Here is an 18,898-nt window from a genome sequence, read left to right as displayed (position 1 = left end):
AGCAGGCTTTTTTAACCTTTTATTTGCTTTAATGGAACTGTTCCTCCTCTGTAGAACCAACTAAGGCAGCAGTAGAAGCTTTACCCGAAGTAACCGTGTTTTGCACCGCATCAAAATAGCCTGTTCCCACAAACGACTGATGCTTTACCGCCTTAAAACCTTCACTTGTCAGGGCAAATTCCCGCTGCTGCAGCTCTGAGTAGCCGGCCATACCGCGTTGCTTATATGCTCTTGCCAATTCAAACATACTTGTGTTCAAGGCATGGAATCCTGCCAGCGTGATGAACTGGAATTTGTACCCCATGGCGGCAAGCTCTTCGCGGAAGCTTTCCATTTCTTCTACACTTAATCTGGCTGCCCAGTTAAACGATGGTGAGCAGTTATAAGCCAGAAGTTTACCCGGAAACTCTTTATGTATAGCCTCTGCAAACTGTCGTGCCTGCTCCAGATCCGGATGAGATGTTTCCATCCAGATCAGATCGGCATACGGAGCATAAGCCAGTCCACGAGCAATACCTTGCGCTATACCATTTCTAACATGGTAGAAACCTTCACTGGTCCTTGGCTCATCCAGTATAAATTCATGGTCGCGCGGGTCTATATCGCTGGTAAGCAGGTTTGCGGCATCAGCATCGGTACGGGCTACAAGCAAAGTAGGCACTCCCATTACGTCTGTAGCCAAACGTGCAGCAACTAATTTATTTATCGCCTCCTGTGTTGGCACCAGTACTTTGCCACCCAGGTGTCCGCACTTTTTCGCAGATGACAACTGGTCCTCGAAATGCACGCCAGAGGCACCTGCTTCTATCATCATCTTCATCAGTTCAAATGCATTCAGGTTACCGCCAAAACCAGCCTCTGCATCAGCCACAATAGGCACCATGTAATCTATCTCTCCGTCTCCGTTTACGCTCTGTATCTGATCAGCGCGCAGGAGTGAGTTGTTGATTTTCTTTACCACGTTCGGAACGGAATCTGCAGGGTATAAGCTTTGGTCAGGGTACATCTGCCCTGCTAAGTTTGCATCAGCCGCCACTTGCCAGCCACTTAAGTATATGGCATTCAACCCGGCCTGCACCTCCTGTACCGCCTGGTTTCCGGTAAGAGCACCTAACCCTGCCACATAGGGTTCAGAGTGCAGCAAACGCCATAGTTTTTCTGCACCGTTCCTGGCCAAGGTAAACTCTATCTGCACGGAGCCCTGCAGCTTAACAACCTCATCGGCACTGTAAGGTCTCTTGATTCCGGCCCAGCGTGGGTTTTCGATCCAATCTCTTTCAATCTTCTGGATTCTTTCTTTTTTGTTCATGGCTATAGAAAATTTAAATTCGCTTTTTGATGATTCTGTGGGTTACTGTTAGTCTTACTTTGTGCTTGCACGGCACTACTCGATGTACTTGTATGCAGGCAGGGTCAGGAACTCTACAAAACACTGCGAGAGAACCAGCTCTGAGAAAAGATGAGAAGCCCTTTCAAAGTGACAGTTTTTAAACATGGCCAATCCGACCTCTTCTTTAATGCCTTCTGTTTCCTCTTTAATAAGTTGCAGTACCCGCTCTTCTGATATTTCCAGGCCGTCATCAGTTTTAGTGTGCGGATGATGCAGCCACTGCCATACTTGTGCCCTGGAAATTTCGGCTGTGGCAGCATCTTCCATCAGGTTGTGTATCGCTGCAGCACCGGTACCGCAAAGCCAGTTCCCGATGTACATAATGCCAACATTTATGTTTAGCCTCAGCCCTGCCTCCGTTATTTTTCCTTCTTTGATCGTGAAGTCGGTAAGATCATCAGCCCTTACCTGCACGTCTACCCGAAGAACTTCTTTCTGATGCGGCTTATCACCCAACACCTTATCAAATTCTTCCCGGGCCACCTGCACCAGGTCAGGGTGCGCTACCCACGTGCCATCAAAGCCATTTTTTGCTTCGAAGGCTTTGTCTGCTTTCACCTTTCTGAAGGCGTTTTCATTTACAGCAGGGTCGCGGCGGCTTGGAATAAAGGCCGCCATGCCTCCCATCGCGTGTGCCCCCCGTATATGGCAGGTTTTTACCAATAGGTTAGTATAGGCCTTCATGAAAGGAACCTGCATGGTTACATCTGTTCTATCCGGGAACAGCACATCCTCACGGTTCCTGAATTTCTTAATGGCACTAAAGATATAATCCCATCTACCTGCATTCAGGCCCACAATGTGGTCACGCAACTCGTACAGGATTTCGTCCATTTCAAAAGCAGCGGTGATTGTCTCGATTAGCACGGTTACTTTGATTGTACCAACCGGAATACCAAGCGCCTCTTGGGCTGCCACAAAAACATTGTTCCATAGCCTTGCCTCCAGGTGACTCTCCAGCTTAGGTAAGTAAAAGTATGGCCCTGTACCACGCTTCAACAGTTCTTCAGCATTATGGAAAAAGTATAAACCAAAGTCGAAAAGAGAAGCAGAAACCGGCGTACCACCAATTGTCAGGTGTTTCTCGTTTAAATGCCAGCCCCTAGGTCTCACTTTAAGAACAGCCACCTCTTCCTTCAGGCGGTATACTTTGCCGTTATGTACTGTAAAGTCAATGTCTTTTCTGATGGCATCGCGCAGGTTGATCTGGCCCTGCACTACATTCTCCCACGTTGGAGAGTTTGCATCCTCAAAATCTGCCATAAACACATTGGCACCGGAGTTTAGCGCGTTAATAACCATCTTCCGGTCAACGGGGCCGGTTATTTCTACCCGTCTCATCTGAAGATCCTTTGGCACATCTCCCACACGCCAGTCACCCTCCCGCACATGCTTCGTTTCCGAAAGGAAATCAAGTTTCTCTCCTGCATCTATTCTATTCTGGCGTTCTTTCCGCTTCTCTAGCAGTTCTTTTCTCCTGTCGTCAAACCTGAGGTGCAGCATCTCCAGGAAATCCAGTGCTTTGGGTGTCAGGATTTCGTCTGCTCCTTCTGTAGATTTTACCTTAACTTCGGCAGTGTTTTCTAAGATCATAATACTATTGACTTAAATGGTGATTAATTATCCCTTTTTCATCTATACGCGAACAATTTACTTCTGGCGAATTTTCGCTAAATATTTTTTTTCGTTTTTTAGGAGATTATCGCAAAAAGCTCTTTCTTAGATTATATTTAACCTTTTGAGGCTCTTATGAAACTGCAGGAAGACGTAATCAGGATAATCTTTGGACTGAAAGTAAAGCAGTTACGCAGTGATAAAGGTATTTCTCTGACTGATCTTGCCGCTGTAACTGGTATCTCGGTATCTTACCTGAATGAGATTGAGAAAGGAAAAAAACACCCCAAGCCAAGTAAGACTGCTATTATAGCCGATGCGCTGGGTGTATCCTATGATTATCTTGTATCGCTAAAACTGAACAAGCGCCTCCAACCTGTGGGGGAGTTACTACAGTCTAACATACTTTCGGAGTTACCCCTCGAGCACTTTGGCCTAGACATCAACCGTGTTCTGGACCTGTTTGCAACTGCCCCTGCTAAATTGAGTGCTTTTATAAACACTCTGCTGGAGATTTCCAGAGCCTTTGACCTGCGTGTAGAGCAGTTTTATTTCTCAGCCCTTAGATCATACCAGGAGCTTCATGACAATTACTTCGATGAAATTGAATTAGAGGCAGAACGTTTCCTGGAGCAATTTCAACTGAACGAGGAGATCACCCCTACTTTTGATGAACTCGCCATCATACTCCTGGACCAATTTAACATAACAATTCAAACAGAGAACTTTGTCAACCATACTGAACTTGCCAGTCTCCGTTCAGTATTTGTTCCTGGTGCCAGACCACAACTGCTCCTAAATCCTGCTTTGACGGTGCAGCAGAAAACGTTTGCCTTAGCCCGTGAACTAGGTTTTCAGTATCTGAACCTGCAGGAAAGGCCTTACACTTCCACATGGGTTAAAGTAGGTTCTTTTGAGGAGGTTCTTAACAACTTTAAAGCTTCATACTTTGCAGGTGCTTTGCTGCTAAACCAGGACAGGCTCGTAGAGGATATACAGGTTTTATTTTCACAGCCTGCATGGAGACCTGACCTGCTGTTGAAGCTGATGGAGAAGTACCGTACTTCCCCGGAAACACTACTGCACCGCTTTACATCGCTGCTCCCGAAGTTTTTTGGGATAAAGCAGCTGTTTTTTCTCCGTTTTCATCATACTCCGGAAACAGAAAGCTTTTATCTTACAAAAGAGCTGCATTTAGCTGGCCTGCATAACCCGCACGCCTCTTTTCTGAATGAACATTACTGCCGTCGCTGGATTTCCCTTACCATTTTTAATGAAGTGGAAAAGGAAACAAATGCCCGGAACACCTTAGTCGGCATCCAAAAATCTTCTTATATCAACTCTGACAACGAGTATTTGGTACTGGCCCTGGCGCAGCCCACAGAAAATCGCCACGGTACTATAAGCATTGGCTTGCTGATTAATGAAAATCTCAGAAATAAAGTTATTTTTTTAAACGATGCGGCCATACTTACCCGTGAGGTTAATGAGACCTGCGAACGTTGCCCTGCACTGAACTGCATGGAACGGGCTGCGGCCCCAATTATATTAGAGAAACAGCTTTGGCAGGAGCAGGTAAGTGAAACACTAACTAAGCTTCTAAAAGAGAATAAATAGGCACACCTGTGATTTGATACCTTCCTTGTCTACTGTAGAAAATAACTGCCGCCCTTTAGCCTGATAATCGAAAAAATCCTATCTTCGTTTTGTAGGAGCCGGATATAGCCGGCATTGAAGGAGAAGACCAGAAGTTGCCATGTCCCAGATATTTTTTCGTCAAACCATCGTGTATGAGGAGCAGTATGCTCCGCTCTCGCTATTCGAACTGCACCAACAGATCCGGGAGGAGCTGGAGGTAGCTTTCCCGGAAAGCTATTGGGTGGTGGCAGAAGTGGCCCAGGTCAATGTTGATAAGCGCAAAGGCCACTGTTACCTGACTTTGGTGGATAAAGGCGACGATGCACGACAAATGCTGGCACAGGCACGGGCTACTATTTGGGGTACACGCTACCAGATGCTCGGCCGCTACTTTGAAGAGAAAACGGGACAACCTTTAAAAGCGGGACTAAAAGTATTGTTACAGGCTTCCGTTCGCTTTCATGAACTCTACGGCCTTAGCCTCGACATCTCCAATATCGATCCTAATTATACTATCGGTGATTTAGCGAGGCAGCGGCAGGAAACATTGAAACGGCTGGAGGCAGAAGGCCTGCTTACTGCGAACAAAGAACTGGAATTGCCATTGGTGCCACAAAGGCTGGCAGTCATTTCTTCAGCTACTGCAGCAGGCTACCAGGATTTTATACATCAGCTGCTGAACAACAGCTACGGTTATGTTTTCTATACAACGCTTTTCCCGGCTGTAGTGCAGGGGAATGATTCTCCTGCCTCAGTGGCTGCGGCCATGGCCCGGGTAATTGAAGAAAAAGAAAACTTCGACATTATCATTCTGATTAGGGGCGGCGGTTCTCAAACAGACCTCAGCTGTTTCGACGACTATAAAATAGCCGCTGCTATTGGCCACTCTCCCCTGCCAGTTTTAACCGGCATAGGTCACGAACGCGATGAGAGTATAGCGGACCTTGTTGCCCACACACGCCTCAAAACTCCTACTGCGGTTGCAGGTTATCTTATTGATAGGTTTCGTGAAGCGGAAGAGTTAGCAGAGGGATTGTATGACAGTATCCGGATGTTTTCTGCACAACAGTTAAAAGCAACATCTGACAGGCTCGAGCGAATAAGTTTGCGCTATAACAACAACTCCAGGCAGTTACTGCAGGCTAACAAAGAGAAATTAGAACAACTCTCCCGTGGACTTTTGCTCAAGCCTAAGTCCTTTATGGAGGCTCAGCGGCATGTGGTAAGCGACTATGAGAAGGAAATAAATTCTGAAGTCAAAGATCTGTTGCATCAGCGTGAAAAATACCTGCAGGAGCTTTCGGTTTGTGTAGAAGGGAAAAGTCAGCGTTACATGCACATGAAGGAGCATGAACTGAACCACCTGGTGCATTGCCTGGAAACAGAGGCAAAAGAAAAGCTACAGCGCAGCCAGATCAGCTTCGCCAAAAGAAGTGATAAGCTGGAATATGGCATCCAAAAGAAGATGCAGCAGGAAGTACATCGCCTGAAGCTGCTGGAGATGAGCATAGAAGCAAATAACCCGGAAAAGATGCTTTTACGTGGCTATACCTTAACTTTGCTAAACGGCAGAATTGTGAAAAGTACAAAAGAAGTGAAGAGTGGAGACGTGGTGGAAACGAGGATGAAAGATGGTACGCTCCATAGTATGATTGTAAACATTGACAAAGATGAATAAGGAACTGAACGAAATGACTTACAGGGAAGCTACCCAGGAGTTGGAGGAAATTTTAAGGGCCATAGAAAATGATGCCGTTGATGTGGACGAACTAACACAAAAGGTACAGCGTTCTTCCCAGCTTATAAAGCTTTGCAAAGAAAAGCTTCGCAAAGCGGAGAAAGCTATAGACCAGGTTTTCAACGAGGAGAACTGCGAAGAACCAGTTAAGCAAAAATCCTCCGACAGCAAAAAGAGCCAGGGAGGTAATACTCTATTTTAGCCCTTGCTATACATAAACAACAAAGCCGCCCTGAATCCAGGGCGGCTTTGTTGTTTATACTGTACTTTTTATCCTGTCATCAACGCTCCACCGGAAGCCTGTTCAGAACTTGAATGCTGCGTTAATTTCGAGAGCATCCACCTGGCTTCCTGGCAAGTATCCAGATGATACTTTGCAACAGAATGGCCATTACCAATCTTTACTGTATAGGCATTGCGCGGCATAGCCTTAAAGATATCTTCATCGCCCCAGTCATCGCCAATAGCCAGCACAAACTTGTGCGGATACTTACTTAGCCAATAGCTGGTAGCCTTTCCTTTATTTATCTCCTGTGCCTTTACTTCCACAGCCATCTGACCGTCTAACACCTGTAAGTTACTATTTGAAGCCAGGAAGTTCAGATGATTTACCAACTCTCGTGCCCGTAGATCGCCTAGGCCTGTTTCAACTTTACGATAGTGCCAAACCAAAGAGTAATCCTTCTCTTCTATAAATGAGCCAGGTGTACGGTCAACATACAACTCCAGGATCAGTCGGATATCGTTTTTCCAGTCATCCATCAGGCTTAATACTGTCTGCCATCCGGTATTCTTCTGCTTTATCCAGACACCATGCTCGGCAATGATATCAATATTGAGGTCGCCCAGCCAGTCCTCCATATTATCTTTCTCACGACTGCTTACTACTACAACTTTGTTCTTCGGATTGCTACTCAGGCGCTGTAGCAGCTCGATCAGGTCTTCACTTGGCCTTGCCATTAGCGGCTTGTTGGTGTAATCAGCCAGTGCACCGTCATACTCCAGGAAGAACAAACGGGAGCTCGCTGACTCATAAGAATGCATTAGCTCCTGGAATGTTGCCTGGTCCAGGTAACTGGTAGCCATAGAAAGCTGCTTGATCTTCACGTAAGACAGCCTGTCCATAAACATACTTACCCAATGGTGAATATTATAGCGTTTTATCGTTTCCTGCATGCTGCTCATATGCACTTTTTGAATTTCTTCAGGCATCGTTAGCGCCTCATGCAGGGCTTCCACCATTTGATTGATATCATTCGGGTTGATGAGGATAGCATCAGAAAGCTCTTTAGAGGCACCTGCCATCTCACTTAGGATCAGCACACCCGATTGATCGTGCCTGCTAGCCACGTACTCCTTACAAACCAGATTCATACCATCACGCATGGGAGTTACCAAAGCAACATCGGCCATACGATAAAGGGCAGACAAAGTCTCTAACGGATAGGAGCGGTAGAAATACTGGATTGGATTCCAATTGATGTCGCTGAACTTACCATTGATACGCCCCACTTTTTCATCAATTTCCTCCTTCAGTTCCTTATATTTTTCAACCTCATCACGACTCGGCACCACCAGCATCACCAGCGTTACTTTTCCCTGGAATTCAGGATATTTAGCAAGGAACTTCTCAAAAGCATCCAGGCGCTGAGGTATACCTTTTGAGTAATCCAAACGATCGACAGCGATCATTACTTTTTCTGCATGCAGGTTGTTACGGTAGATATTAGCACGCCTGCCAACCTCCTCTGTTTTTGCTATACCTGCGTATTTTTCATAATCGATACCCATTGGGAAAGAATCCACAAGCAACGAACGGGAGCTTAAATTTATCCAGCCATGCATACTGCCATGCCCCACGATCCTGTTTACAGAGCTCAGGAAGTGGCGCATATCATCATAAGTGTGAAAGCCAACAAGATCTGATCCCAGCATACCCTCCAACAGCTCTTTACGCCACGGCAATAAGCGGAAAACCTCATACGAAGGGAATGGAATATGCTGAAAGAAACCAATCGTACAATCAGGAAGCTTTTCCCTCAGCATAGAAGGAAGCAGGAGCAACTGGTAATCATGCACCCAGATGGTATCGTCTGGCCCTGCCTGTTCGGCCACGGCGTCACAAAACTTTTGGTTTGCCTGCACATAAGTTTCCCAAAGCTGCTGCTCATAAACAGCATATTGACTGAAATAGTGAAAGGTTGGCCAAAGCGTTTCATTGCTAAAGCCTTCGTAATACTCCTTGATCTCTGTTTCTGTCAAAAAAACAGGGAGCATATTTTCTTTTTTAAGATCTTCCGTTACCTTTTTCTGCTTTTCCGGCTCTTCTACTACCTGGCCAGGCCAGCCTATCCAGATATTATCTCCTTCTTTATAAATGGACCCTAAGCCTGTGGCTAAACCGCCCTCACTTGTTTTAAAAATAAGTTCACCCTCCTTTTCCTGGAGTTTTACTGGTAATCGGTTTGATACTATGATCAGTTTCGCCATTTATATAGTTTTTTCAGAGGCAGTAGTAAACGGTAAATCGGGTGTCTTTTACCATCTAAAAGTAGTCTGCAATTCAGTTTATCTGTAATTGAATTAGATACAATAATCTTCTTTCTCTTACGAAAGAAATAAGAACACGTTTAATGTATATAGCTATTTTACTATAATGTTTTTACCCATTGCAGTTAACATAGGTTAACCTTTCATATAACCTCCTGCCATATTCCTGAGTAATCCTTTTGCAGGAACCTGCAACTCAGATAACGGACATGGTTGCCTGTTGATTTGACAAATTTTCTCATGGATAAAATTACAGTATATATTAATAAACTTGATGATTTTGCAATTGGCATTCTTATACTGGTTGCAGCAGCCATTGCAGGATTGCTGGTAAAACTTGTCTTATTCAGACTTATGAAGTTTTATAACAGGCGAGAGGATCCCTTACTAGTTCGTTCTCTCACTGAGCACCTTAACCAACCTTTTGCATTTTTTATACCGCTGCTCTTTATCTCTATTGCAATCCCTACCCTTCCATACTCAAACGAAACTATCTATGTACTAAAGCGGACCCTAGAAGTACTAGACATTATTGCCTTTGCATGGATTCTAGTTAAACTAACCAATGTTGGGCGCGACGTTGTGCGAAGCAAATACCAGATAGGCAAGGCTGATAATTACAGGGAGCGGAAGTTGTACACACAGCTCCAGTTTGTAAGAAAGATCACTATTATACTAATTGTTTTTGTTGCGCTGTCTTTGATCCTGCTCAGCTTTGATGCGGTACGAAAGCTTGGTACAGGTTTGCTAACCTCTGCCGGGGTGGCCGGTATTGTTATTGGTGTAGCCGCTCAACGGTCATTGGCAAACTTATTGGCAGGCATACAGCTTGCCTTTACTCAACCAATCCGGCTGGATGATGTACTTGTTGTTGAAGGTGAATTTGGAAGAGTGGAAGAGATCACCCTAACCTATGTGGTTCTGAAGCTTTGGGACAACCGACGACTGATACTCCCCCTCAATTATTTTATCGAGAAGCCTTTCCAGAACTGGACACGCACAGGCTCAGACATTTTAGCCACAGTGTATTTATATACAGATTATACTGTACCTGTAGATGCGCTGCGTGAGGAATTTAATAGAATTTTAGCTGGTACTGATCTTTGGGATAAACAGGTTTCCGTACTACAGGTAACAAATTCAAATGAAAAAACGCTGGAGCTTCGGGCTCTAATGAGCGCCCACAGTTCAGGTACTGCCTGGGATCTTAAATGCCTTGTAAGAGAGAAGCTGGTGTATTTTATACAAAAAACCTATCCGCATGCACTTCCCAAAGAAAGAGCAGAGTTTACAGGCGACAAAGCAGCTGGTTTCCTGAAACATTCTTAACTTAATGTTTTAACGTCGTTTTCCACTTACCCCTTCATTATGAATTATTTCGAGGGTATTGATCCAGGCATAGTAGAATGGGTCATCATTCCTTTTTTGATATTCTTCGCTCGCATTTGTGATGTAACCTTAGGCACACTCCGGATAATTTTCATCTCGAAAGGAGATAAAATCATTGCACCTGTTCTTGGTTTCCTGGAGGTGCTTATCTGGCTGGTAGCCATTACCCAAGTAATGGAGAACCTAAGCAATGTTGCCTCTTACCTCGCCTGGGCTTTTGGTTTTGCCACGGGCAATTTTTTAGGCTTGCGGGTAGAGCAAAAGCTGGCATTAGGACAGATGGTGGTAAGGGTAATCACAGTAGAGCCCGCTGACAAATTAATTGAGCGTCTTAAAGGCCATGGTTACCGCCTTACCTGTATCGATGCACGCGGCACCAGGGGAAAAGTTAACCTGCTGTTTCTGATTGTAAAGCGCAAAAAACTGGAGAAGGTAATTGACATTATCCGCGACTATAATCCTCAGGCTTTCTATTCTATAGAAGATGTACGCTCTGTTTCAGAGCACCACATGCCACAAGATGAAACTTCACGACGCTTGGATTTTCGTAAGCTGATCCCACTTAGAAAAGGGAAATAGAAGAAGTTGATGATCCTATAATTCATACCTAAGCTGGCACTGCCGGACTACAATCTGTTTTGTACAGACATAAAAAGAGGCGAAGCATAATTAAATGCTTCGCCTCTTTTTAAAGGTTTTTACGCCTTTAGCCTTTTCGCTTAAAGAAGACTACTGCAAGAGGCGGCACCTTTAGGTTAAGAGAGTACTCCCGGCCATGAAAAGGTTCTTGTACAGCACGAAGAGGTTCCTCATTCTGAACATTACTGCCTCCGAAGCGGCTGTCGTCTGAGTTGAAGATCTGAACCCATTCTCCATCATACGGCACCCCCAGCCTGTAATGCTCGTGCACCACAGGGGTAAAGTTGCAAACCACCAGGATCTCGTCCTGTGGATGATCGCTCTTACGTAGGAAACTGATGATACTGTTATGGGCATCGTTGTAGTCCAACCATTCAAAGCCTTTATAATCAAAGCTATGGGTATACATAGCAGGTTCTTCTTTGAGAATAGCATTTAACTCCCTCAGCTCCTGTTGTACCCCTTGATGATAGCCAAACTGTAGCAAATGCCAGTCTAAGCTGCTGTCGTGGTTCCACTCACTGCTTTGCCCAAACTCACCACCCATGAACATCAGTTTAGCTCCCGGGTGTGCATACATATAAGCATACAATGCGCGAAGATTGGCAAACTGCTGCCACTCATCTCCTGGCATTTTTCGTAACAAGGCACCTTTTCCGTGTACCACCTCATCATGTGAAAGTGGCAGCATAAACTTTTCAGAAAAAGCATAAATGATACTGAACGTAATTTCACCCTGGTGATGGCGACGGTAAACAGGGTCCTTGGAGAAGTAATCCAGAGTGTCGTGCATCCAACCCATCATCCACTTCATGTTAAAGCCCAAACCGCCGTCCTCAACCGGACCCGTTACCATAGGCCATGCCGTAGACTCCTCCGCAATGGTCTGTACCTCCGGGAAATTATCATGCACCGCCTGGTTAAACTCTTTTAGAAAGGAGATTGCCTCCAGGTTTTCTCGCCCTCCATGTTCGTTTGGTATCCACTCCCCTTCTTTTCGGCTGTAGTCCAGGTACAGCATAGAGGCCACGGCATCTACACGCAACCCATCAATATGGTATCTGTCTAACCAGAACAGGGCGTTGCTGATCAGGAAAGAGCGAACCTCATTACGTCCATAGTTAAAGATGTAGCTGTTCCAGTCCGGGTGGAAACCTTTCCTTGGATCAGCATGCTCAAACAGGTGAGTGCCATCAAAATAAGCTAAGCCATGTTCATCAGACGGAAAGTGAGAAGGAACCCAGTCCATGATCACACCGATTCCATTCTGGTGTAACACATCAATCAGGTGCATCAGGTCCTGCGGAGAACCATAGGTACTGACAGGAGCGAAATAACCTGTGATCTGGTAGCCCCATGAGCCATTGAACGGGTGAAACATGACAGGCATGAATTCCACATGGGTATAACCCAAATCCTTTACATAAGCAGGTAGCTCTTCAGCCAGTTCCCGGTAAGTTAGAGGCCGGTTGTTATCCTCCAGCTTTCGGCGCCAGGAGCCAACATGTAGCTCATATACGCTAAACGGCTGTGGCTGCCCTAGCTTACTCTTACGGTAATCAATCCAGTCCTGGTCGTTCCACTTATAATGAATATCACTTACAACAGAAGCTGTTTGTGGCGGTACCTCACGGCAAAAAGCAAAAGGATCGCTTTTCTCTACATGGTACAGGTGATACTTGGATTTGATGTGGTATTTGTACATCGTTCCCACCTGTACATCCGGAATAAAACCTTCCCAGATCCCGGATTCATCCTGCCGCAAATGCAGTTGGTGACTATCTCGACTCCAGTCGTTGAACTCACCCATTACCGACACCTGATCAGCGTTAGGAGCCCATACGCCAAAGTATGTTCCGGACATGCCATTCTGCTCCATAGGGTGTGAACCTAACTTCTCAAACAGATTGTAATGCTTGCCCGCTTTAAACAAATAAATATCAAACTCAGTAATCCGGTTACCATACTGTACAGCCATATCAGAGTGGTAGACAGGCTCCTGCTCTTCTTCCACATTAACCACTTTGGTTTTCCGGTCTGTACCATGGTGCTTCAACGTGATCATCTCCTGCACACTATCATTGTGAGCAATAGAAACCGTCACATCTTCCTCTCCCTTAGAGGCAGCTTTGACTTTCCCTGTTGAAGCTTTAGCCTTGGTAGCAGCGCCTTTTACTTTTCCAGTGCTCTTTGGTTTAACGCTTTCCTTAGCAGAAGAGCCTTCCGTTTCACTTTTCCCCTTTGTTTTTCGGGCCGGTGACTTAGCAGCAGGATCTGTTGTTGGTGCTCCCATTTCAGCAGCAGGTGTATCTGTGGCTTTCTTTCGACCACGCTTCGCCACAGGACTTTCCGCTGCTTCTGCCTTAGCCTCTTTAGCAGCTTTTGGTTCTGCTTTAGAGGCCTTACCAGCTGTTGAAGCTTTAGCCTTACCTGCTTTCTTATCTGTAGTCTCGGTTGTCGTGCTTTCTTTTTTCTTAGCCATTCTTATACTTCCTCATGATGTATTTAATGCCTCTGATCGGGATGAGCACCCAATCCGGACGGTTATTTAATTCATATCCCAGCTCGTAGATTGCCTTCTCCAGCAGGAATGTCTGGATCAGGATCTCAAAGTCTTCTTCTTTAGGTGGCACCACTCCTGTACCCATTGTTTTGCCCAGGTAGGTATGCATGAAGAAGTTGCTGGCGTAGTGATACCACTGTTCTGCCCAGGCTTCGAGATAATCAGCGTCTTCTTTCCGCAGGCCCTCCTGCTGAAAATAAGCACTGTAAGCTGCGTAGTGGAAGGAACGGATCATTCCTGCCACATCTCGTAAGGCAGACCTTTTCAGGCGACGCTCGCTGAAAGATCGGGCTGGTTCACCCTCAAAATCAATTATGTAAAAGTCCTTACCCGTGAAGAGTACCTGCCCTAAATGATAATCACCATGTGTTCTAATCTTTAGCGTATCAATCTTGCGTGAAAAGATCAATTTTAGCCTTTCCAGAACTTCCTCACGCATGTTTAGAACTTCCTCCGCTTCTGCCCGGATACTGTCCGGCAGGTTTGGCAGGTGTTTGCTTAGGCTGTCGAAGTTGCTGCGCACAAGCGATGTGAGCGACGAAAAGAGCGAGCGCTGGTAATGCAGCGAAAACTCCTCCGGAACAAAGTCCTTGTGATCGTTGATGGAACCCAGTGCAAGGTGCATTTCTGCTGTTCGCCTGCCCAAAAGGTCTACCCGCTCAACATGAGCGCCACCTAACTGCATCTGCACATCATCGGGCACTTCATTGAAGGCCAGAGGTCTGGAAAGAGATCCTACGGGAGGCTTGATTTTCGCTCGTTCATTATGTGCAAGAATCCGCTCATACATTCGTTTCAACGAGTCTCCTATATAGCTCCATGCATCTCCCTGGTTCGGCACCAGTTCCTGCAGCATGACCAGCACCATAGGCTGCTTTCCATTCACCTGCTGCTCTATAGCACCCAGGAAGCGTGGTACATGGTCGAAACCAACCCCCTCAGTCAACATCTGCACTACCTCCACATCAGGATTCACTGCCCTGTCTAACTTACGGTAAACTTTCAGGAAGAATGTATTATCATAGACAATGGACGTGTTGCTCTGTTCCGCACTTAATATTTTAGAGGTTAATGGGCCTTCCGCATTCCGTATCTCTGTGTTCACGTTCCTATTGCTGTACCCTGCTAATTCTGCATCACCCTCTCCTTTGATCTTCTTGCGCTTAGCCATCATTTGCAACAGTAAACCACGGAACTCCTCGTTGTAAAGTGCATCATAAAGAACACCTTCCTTTCCATCCATTGCTACCCGTGCAACAACACTATTCGGAAAAGAACTTCGCAGCTCTTCTTCCTCCTCACCAGTGGCGAATGCAACAGGTAACTGGTACAATTCAGGCAATCCTTCGTTGTAGCTCACCTCAACAAAAAGCCAGGATGCAGCCCCTTGTTTGCTAAGCGGCACCGGTATGTTGTTGACCACTTGCATGCGCTGCATAGTGCGCGCCTTACCACCGAACCACCGGCGCTGCCAGATGTATGCCGGCAATACATTATTCTCCAGCTCTCTCAGGGTTTTGGCATCCAACTCCTGCTTCAGGGAACTCATCTTTACTGCTGGCCGCATACGCTGCTCTTCTGCACTTTGAGAAGCTTCTTGTGGCTTCAGCTCCATCCAGTAATACCCATGTCCGCCAATCGTAAAGAGGTATGGTTCATCTTTAACACCCGGAAACTTATTCTTACTGAATACTTCCACAGGTACATGTCCTTTGTAGTCATGCAGATCAAGCTCTACGGCTTCCGGGAAACGTGAAAGGTTTGCAATCACAAGTATGGTTTCATCTTCATACTCCCGTACAAAAGCCAGTACTTTAGAGTTAGACGGAGACAGAAACTTTATACTTCCACGGCCAAAGGCTTTGTAGCGCTTGCGCATGTTAATGGTGCGGCGCATCCACCAAAGCAACGAGTTGCTGTTGTGGTTTTGTGTATCCACATTTACTGATTCATACTTGTACTCCGGGTCTATGATGATCGGTAAGTAAAGCTTCTGCGGATTAGCATCTGAGAAGCCGGCATTCCGGTTGTCATTCCATTGCATAGGCGTACGAACACCATCGCGGTCACCGAGATAATAATTATCACCCATACCGATTTCATCGCCATAGTATACCACGGGTGTGCCACGCATAGAGAAGAGCAGGATGTTCATCAATTCGATTTTATCCCGGTCGTTGCCCAGCAGTGGAGCCAGCCTGTGCCGGATACCGAGGTTGATGCGTGCCTGCGGGTCAGTGGTGTACACTTTGTACATATAATCCCGTTCCTCGTCCGTTACCATCTCCAGCGTTAACTCATCATGGTTGCGCAGGAACATAGCCCACTGGCAGCTTTCAGGTATAGCAGGGGTTTGATTAAAGATGTCGATGATCGGATACCGGTCCTCCATCTTTAAGGACATAAACAACCGCGGCATGATTGGGAAGTGGTAGTTCATGTGGCACTCATCACCGTTACCAAAGTAGGCAGCAGAGTCCTCCGGCCACATGTTGGCTTCAGCTAACAGTAATTTACCAGTATATTTTTCATCTACATGAGCCCGCAGCTTCTTCAGGAAATCGTGCGTTTCCGGCAGGTTTTCACCGTTGGTGCCTTCGCGTTCGAAAAGGTAAGGCACGGCATCCAAACGGAAACCATCCACCCCTAAGTCAAACCAATAGTCCAACACCTTGAACACTTCCTTCTGCACGGCTGGGTTGTCGTAGTTCAAGTCAGGCTGGTGTGAGAAGAAGCGGTGCCAGTAATACTGCTTTGCAACAGGATCCCATGTCCAGTTGCTCTGCTCCGTATCTGTAAAAATGATTCTTACATCTTTGTATTTCGTCGGGTCATCTGTCCACACATACCAGTCTCTGTACTTTGTACCAGGCTTCGCTTGCCGTGCCCGCTGGAACCAGGGGTGCTGATCGGAAGTGTGGTTTATAACCAGCTCCGTAATTACCTTCAGCCCACGCTTATGCGCCTCCCGCACAAAAACTTTAAAGTCCTGCATGTTACCATAGTTGGGGTTAATGCTGAGGTAATCGGCAATGTCGTAGCCGTCGTCGCGCAACGGCGATGGGTAAAAGGGCAGCAGCCAGATGGCTGTTACACCTAAATCTTCCAGGTAATCCAGCTTTTGCATCAAACCTTTAAAGTCGCCGATGCCGTCGCCGTTTCCATCTTTGAAAGCTTTTATATGTAACTCATAAATGATGGCATCTTTGTACCAGTGGATATTGTCGTCAAACTCGAATTTTGCGTCTGCCATAGTTGTGGTCAAAAGGGTTCTTTATTATTCGTTGGTATGGTGGTCTGTTGGTAGCCAGTTATCGTCTAAATTATCGTGTCCCATGCCGGGATTAGCTGTTTCGATACGGAAAACGTGTACTGGCATCTCATGCGGACGCAGCTCTACGTAATTCCACTCGTCGTGCCAGGTATACTTACGCTCCGTTAGCAGGTCATGTACCATATAGTTTTCGCCAGTAGTCATCTTGAGTTTCCAAAGCGGTACTTTTACCCACCCTGCCTGTGTGTTGTGCGGGTCCAGGTTGATTACCATCAGCATCTTGTTTCTGAAATCATCGCTCCACTTGGCATAGCAAAGCAACGATGGGTTATCAGAATCTCCGAAGGCGATATTCCAGGTAGTTTGAAGGGCTGGATTAACTTTACGTATTTTGTTGATGAGCGTAATTACCTCCCGTATTTTGGTAAGCTTGCCCCAGTCCCAGTGCTTTATTTCATACTTCTCTGAGTCGAGGTATTCCTCTTTACCAGGCACAGGGGTGGCAATTCCAAACTCATACACCGGACCGTAAAGGCCATAGTTAGAAGACATAGTTGCAGCCATTACCACACGCGTTATGTGTGCCGGCTCGCCTCCCTCCTGCAGGGCCACAGGGTTAATATCCGGCGTGTTCGGCCAGAAATTAGGCCGGTAGAACTCACGAAGCTCCGTTTGAGAGAGTTCTTCCATGTACTGCCTTAGCTCTTCGGCAGTGTTACGCCAGGTATAGTAAGTGTAGGTCTGGGTAAATCCGATCTTGGCTAACCGCTCCATTACCCGCGGACGAGTAAAAGCCTCTGATAAGAAGATGACCTGTGGATTTACTTTATGAACTTCTGCAATTACCCATTCCCAGAATGCAAAGGCCTTGGTATGCGGATTATCAACTCTGAAAATGAAAACACCTTGATCTACCCAATGCAGTAGTACCCTTCTCAGCTCCTTCCATAGGTTCTTCCAGTCTTCTGTTTCAAAATTAACCGGTAGTACGTCCTGGTATTTTTTCGGAGGATTTTCTGCGTACTGCACTGTTCCGTCCGGGCGCCACTTAAACCATTGTGGATGCTCCTTTACATAGGGGTGGTCCGGGGAACACTGGATAGCAAAATCAAGAGCTACTTCGATGCCGTATTCCCGCGCCTGGTGCACAAACTCCCTGAAGTCTTCCAGGGTACCAAGTTCCGGCAAAATGGCATCATGCCCTCCCAGCTCACTGCCTATAGCCCAAGGTGAGCCAGGCTCACCAGGCTCTGAAGTAACAGAGTTGTTTTTACCTTTTCTGAAAGCATGTCCTATTGGATGGATAGGCGGCAGGTAGATGGTGTCGAAACCCATTTCAGCGATGCGCGGCAGCAGGCGTTCGCAGTCTTTGAAGGTACCGTGCCGGCCGGCCTCCTGTGCTGCTGATCTGGGGAAGAATTCATACCACGTACTGAAGAGCGCTTTCTGTCGCTCCACATCAAGTGGGAGCACTTTATCATAGGTAGATATATTCTGGCGTTCACAGCAGGCGTGCATCAGGTCACTTACATCCGGGCCTGTGGCCAGTGCTACCGCATCGGACACAGAGGTAACATTGTATAGATCTCCTGCCCATTTCATGAGTCGCTTTTGCTGTCCCGGCTTGGCAGTGGCTGCAGCGTTTTCCAGTTGCTGTGCTCCTATCTGTAGTTCAACAGTTATATCCTGGTTGGCTTCGTATTTTTTCTTCAGCCCCTTTTGCCATGTATAGAAGTGATCCACCCACCCTTGTACCGTGTACTCATACCTACCCATGGTTTCAGGAGTAAAGGAGGCCTGCCACCGATCGTTGCCCAAAAACTGCATGGGCACTTCCTCCCATTTCTTCTTACGCTCGTGCCGGTACAGCACTGCAGCTTTCACTTCGTCGTGACCATCACTGAATACATCGGCTGTAATGGTTATGTTTTCACCCACTACGCGCTTAGCTGGATATTTTCCGCAATTGATCTGTGGCTTTACGTTCTCTATGACAACTCGTTTGGTTCCTTCGATTCCTTCCATGTAATGTTTTCTGCTTTAATTAATGTAGGTACTGTACTCAAAAAAATATGTTTCGGACAATATTCCGGAACTACCAAT

At 46.3% G+C, this 18,898-nt stretch carries 11 protein-coding genes; 5 read left to right on the top strand and 6 right to left on the bottom strand.

The annotated features are described in order from the left end of the window. Nucleotides 1-28 precede the first annotated feature (28 nt). Entirely contained in the window at nt 29-1,309 is a 1,281-nt protein-coding gene (aceA, locus tag ACFSRY_RS14730) for an isocitrate lyase (RefSeq protein ID WP_377509221.1), read from the bottom strand. Nucleotides 1,310-1,384: 75 nt separating this feature from the next. Then, nucleotides 1,385-2,983 (bottom strand): malate synthase A, encoded by a 1,599-nt coding sequence (aceB, locus tag ACFSRY_RS14725; RefSeq protein ID WP_377509218.1) that lies wholly within the window; start codon nt 2,981-2,983, stop codon nt 1,385-1,387. Nucleotides 2,984-3,139: 156 nt separating this feature from the next. On the opposite strand from aceB, the gene ACFSRY_RS14720 reads away from it, so the two are divergent. The 3 genes from ACFSRY_RS14720 (at nt 3,140) to xseB (ending at nt 6,582) form a co-directional block, all read left to right on the top strand. After that, nucleotides 3,140-4,621 (top strand): helix-turn-helix domain-containing protein, encoded by a 1,482-nt coding sequence (locus tag ACFSRY_RS14720; protein ID WP_377509215.1) that lies wholly within the window; start codon nt 3,140-3,142, stop codon nt 4,619-4,621. A 139-nt stretch (nt 4,622-4,760) separates the two neighbouring features. Further along, entirely contained in the window at nt 4,761-6,320 is a 1,560-nt protein-coding gene (gene xseA, locus ACFSRY_RS14715; RefSeq protein ID WP_377509212.1) for an exodeoxyribonuclease VII large subunit, read from the top strand. Further along, nucleotides 6,313-6,582, top strand: a complete 270-nt coding sequence (xseB, locus tag ACFSRY_RS14710; RefSeq protein WP_377509208.1) for an exodeoxyribonuclease VII small subunit — start codon at nt 6,313-6,315, stop codon at nt 6,580-6,582. The genes xseA and xseB overlap by 8 nt, the downstream gene beginning before the upstream one ends. Before the next feature lie 68 nt (nt 6,583-6,650). Here the strand turns inward: xseB and ACFSRY_RS14705 are convergent, their stop codons facing one another. Further along, nucleotides 6,651-8,870, bottom strand: a complete 2,220-nt coding sequence (locus ACFSRY_RS14705) for a bifunctional alpha,alpha-trehalose-phosphate synthase (UDP-forming)/trehalose-phosphatase (RefSeq protein WP_377509204.1) — start codon at nt 8,868-8,870, stop codon at nt 6,651-6,653. A 300-nt stretch (nt 8,871-9,170) separates the two neighbouring features. Here ACFSRY_RS14705 and ACFSRY_RS14700 point away from each other — a divergent pair, with 300 nt between their 5' ends. Further along, complete coding sequence (locus ACFSRY_RS14700; RefSeq protein ID WP_377509201.1) at nt 9,171-10,259, top strand: mechanosensitive ion channel family protein; 1,089 nt, start codon at nt 9,171-9,173, stop codon at nt 10,257-10,259. Nucleotides 10,260-10,298: 39 nt separating this feature from the next. Next, nucleotides 10,299-10,898 (top strand): DUF2179 domain-containing protein, encoded by a 600-nt coding sequence (locus ACFSRY_RS14695; RefSeq protein WP_377509198.1) that lies wholly within the window; start codon nt 10,299-10,301, stop codon nt 10,896-10,898. A gap of 127 nt (nt 10,899-11,025) precedes the next feature. Here ACFSRY_RS14695 and glgB read toward each other — a convergent pair whose 3' ends face one another. From glgB to ACFSRY_RS14680, 3 genes are read right to left on the bottom strand one after another with little or no spacing between them, the layout of a single operon-like run. Beyond that, complete coding sequence (gene glgB / locus ACFSRY_RS14690) at nt 11,026-13,440, bottom strand: 1,4-alpha-glucan branching protein GlgB (RefSeq protein WP_377509195.1); 2,415 nt, start codon at nt 13,438-13,440, stop codon at nt 11,026-11,028. Continuing rightward, entirely contained in the window at nt 13,433-16,774 is a 3,342-nt protein-coding gene (gene treS / locus ACFSRY_RS14685) for a maltose alpha-D-glucosyltransferase (RefSeq protein WP_377509192.1), read from the bottom strand. The genes glgB and treS overlap by 8 nt, the downstream gene beginning before the upstream one ends. A 24-nt stretch (nt 16,775-16,798) precedes the next feature. After that, nucleotides 16,799-18,820, bottom strand: coding sequence for an alpha-1,4-glucan--maltose-1-phosphate maltosyltransferase (locus ACFSRY_RS14680; protein ID WP_377509189.1), 2,022 nt, complete (start codon nt 18,818-18,820; stop codon nt 16,799-16,801). Nucleotides 18,821-18,898: the final 78 nt, after the last annotated feature.

It is taken from the genome of Pontibacter locisalis, assembly GCF_042684605.1.
Lineage (GTDB): Bacteria > Bacteroidota > Bacteroidia > Cytophagales > Hymenobacteraceae > Pontibacter > Pontibacter locisalis.
This window is presented reverse-complemented; position numbering and strand designations above follow the sequence as displayed.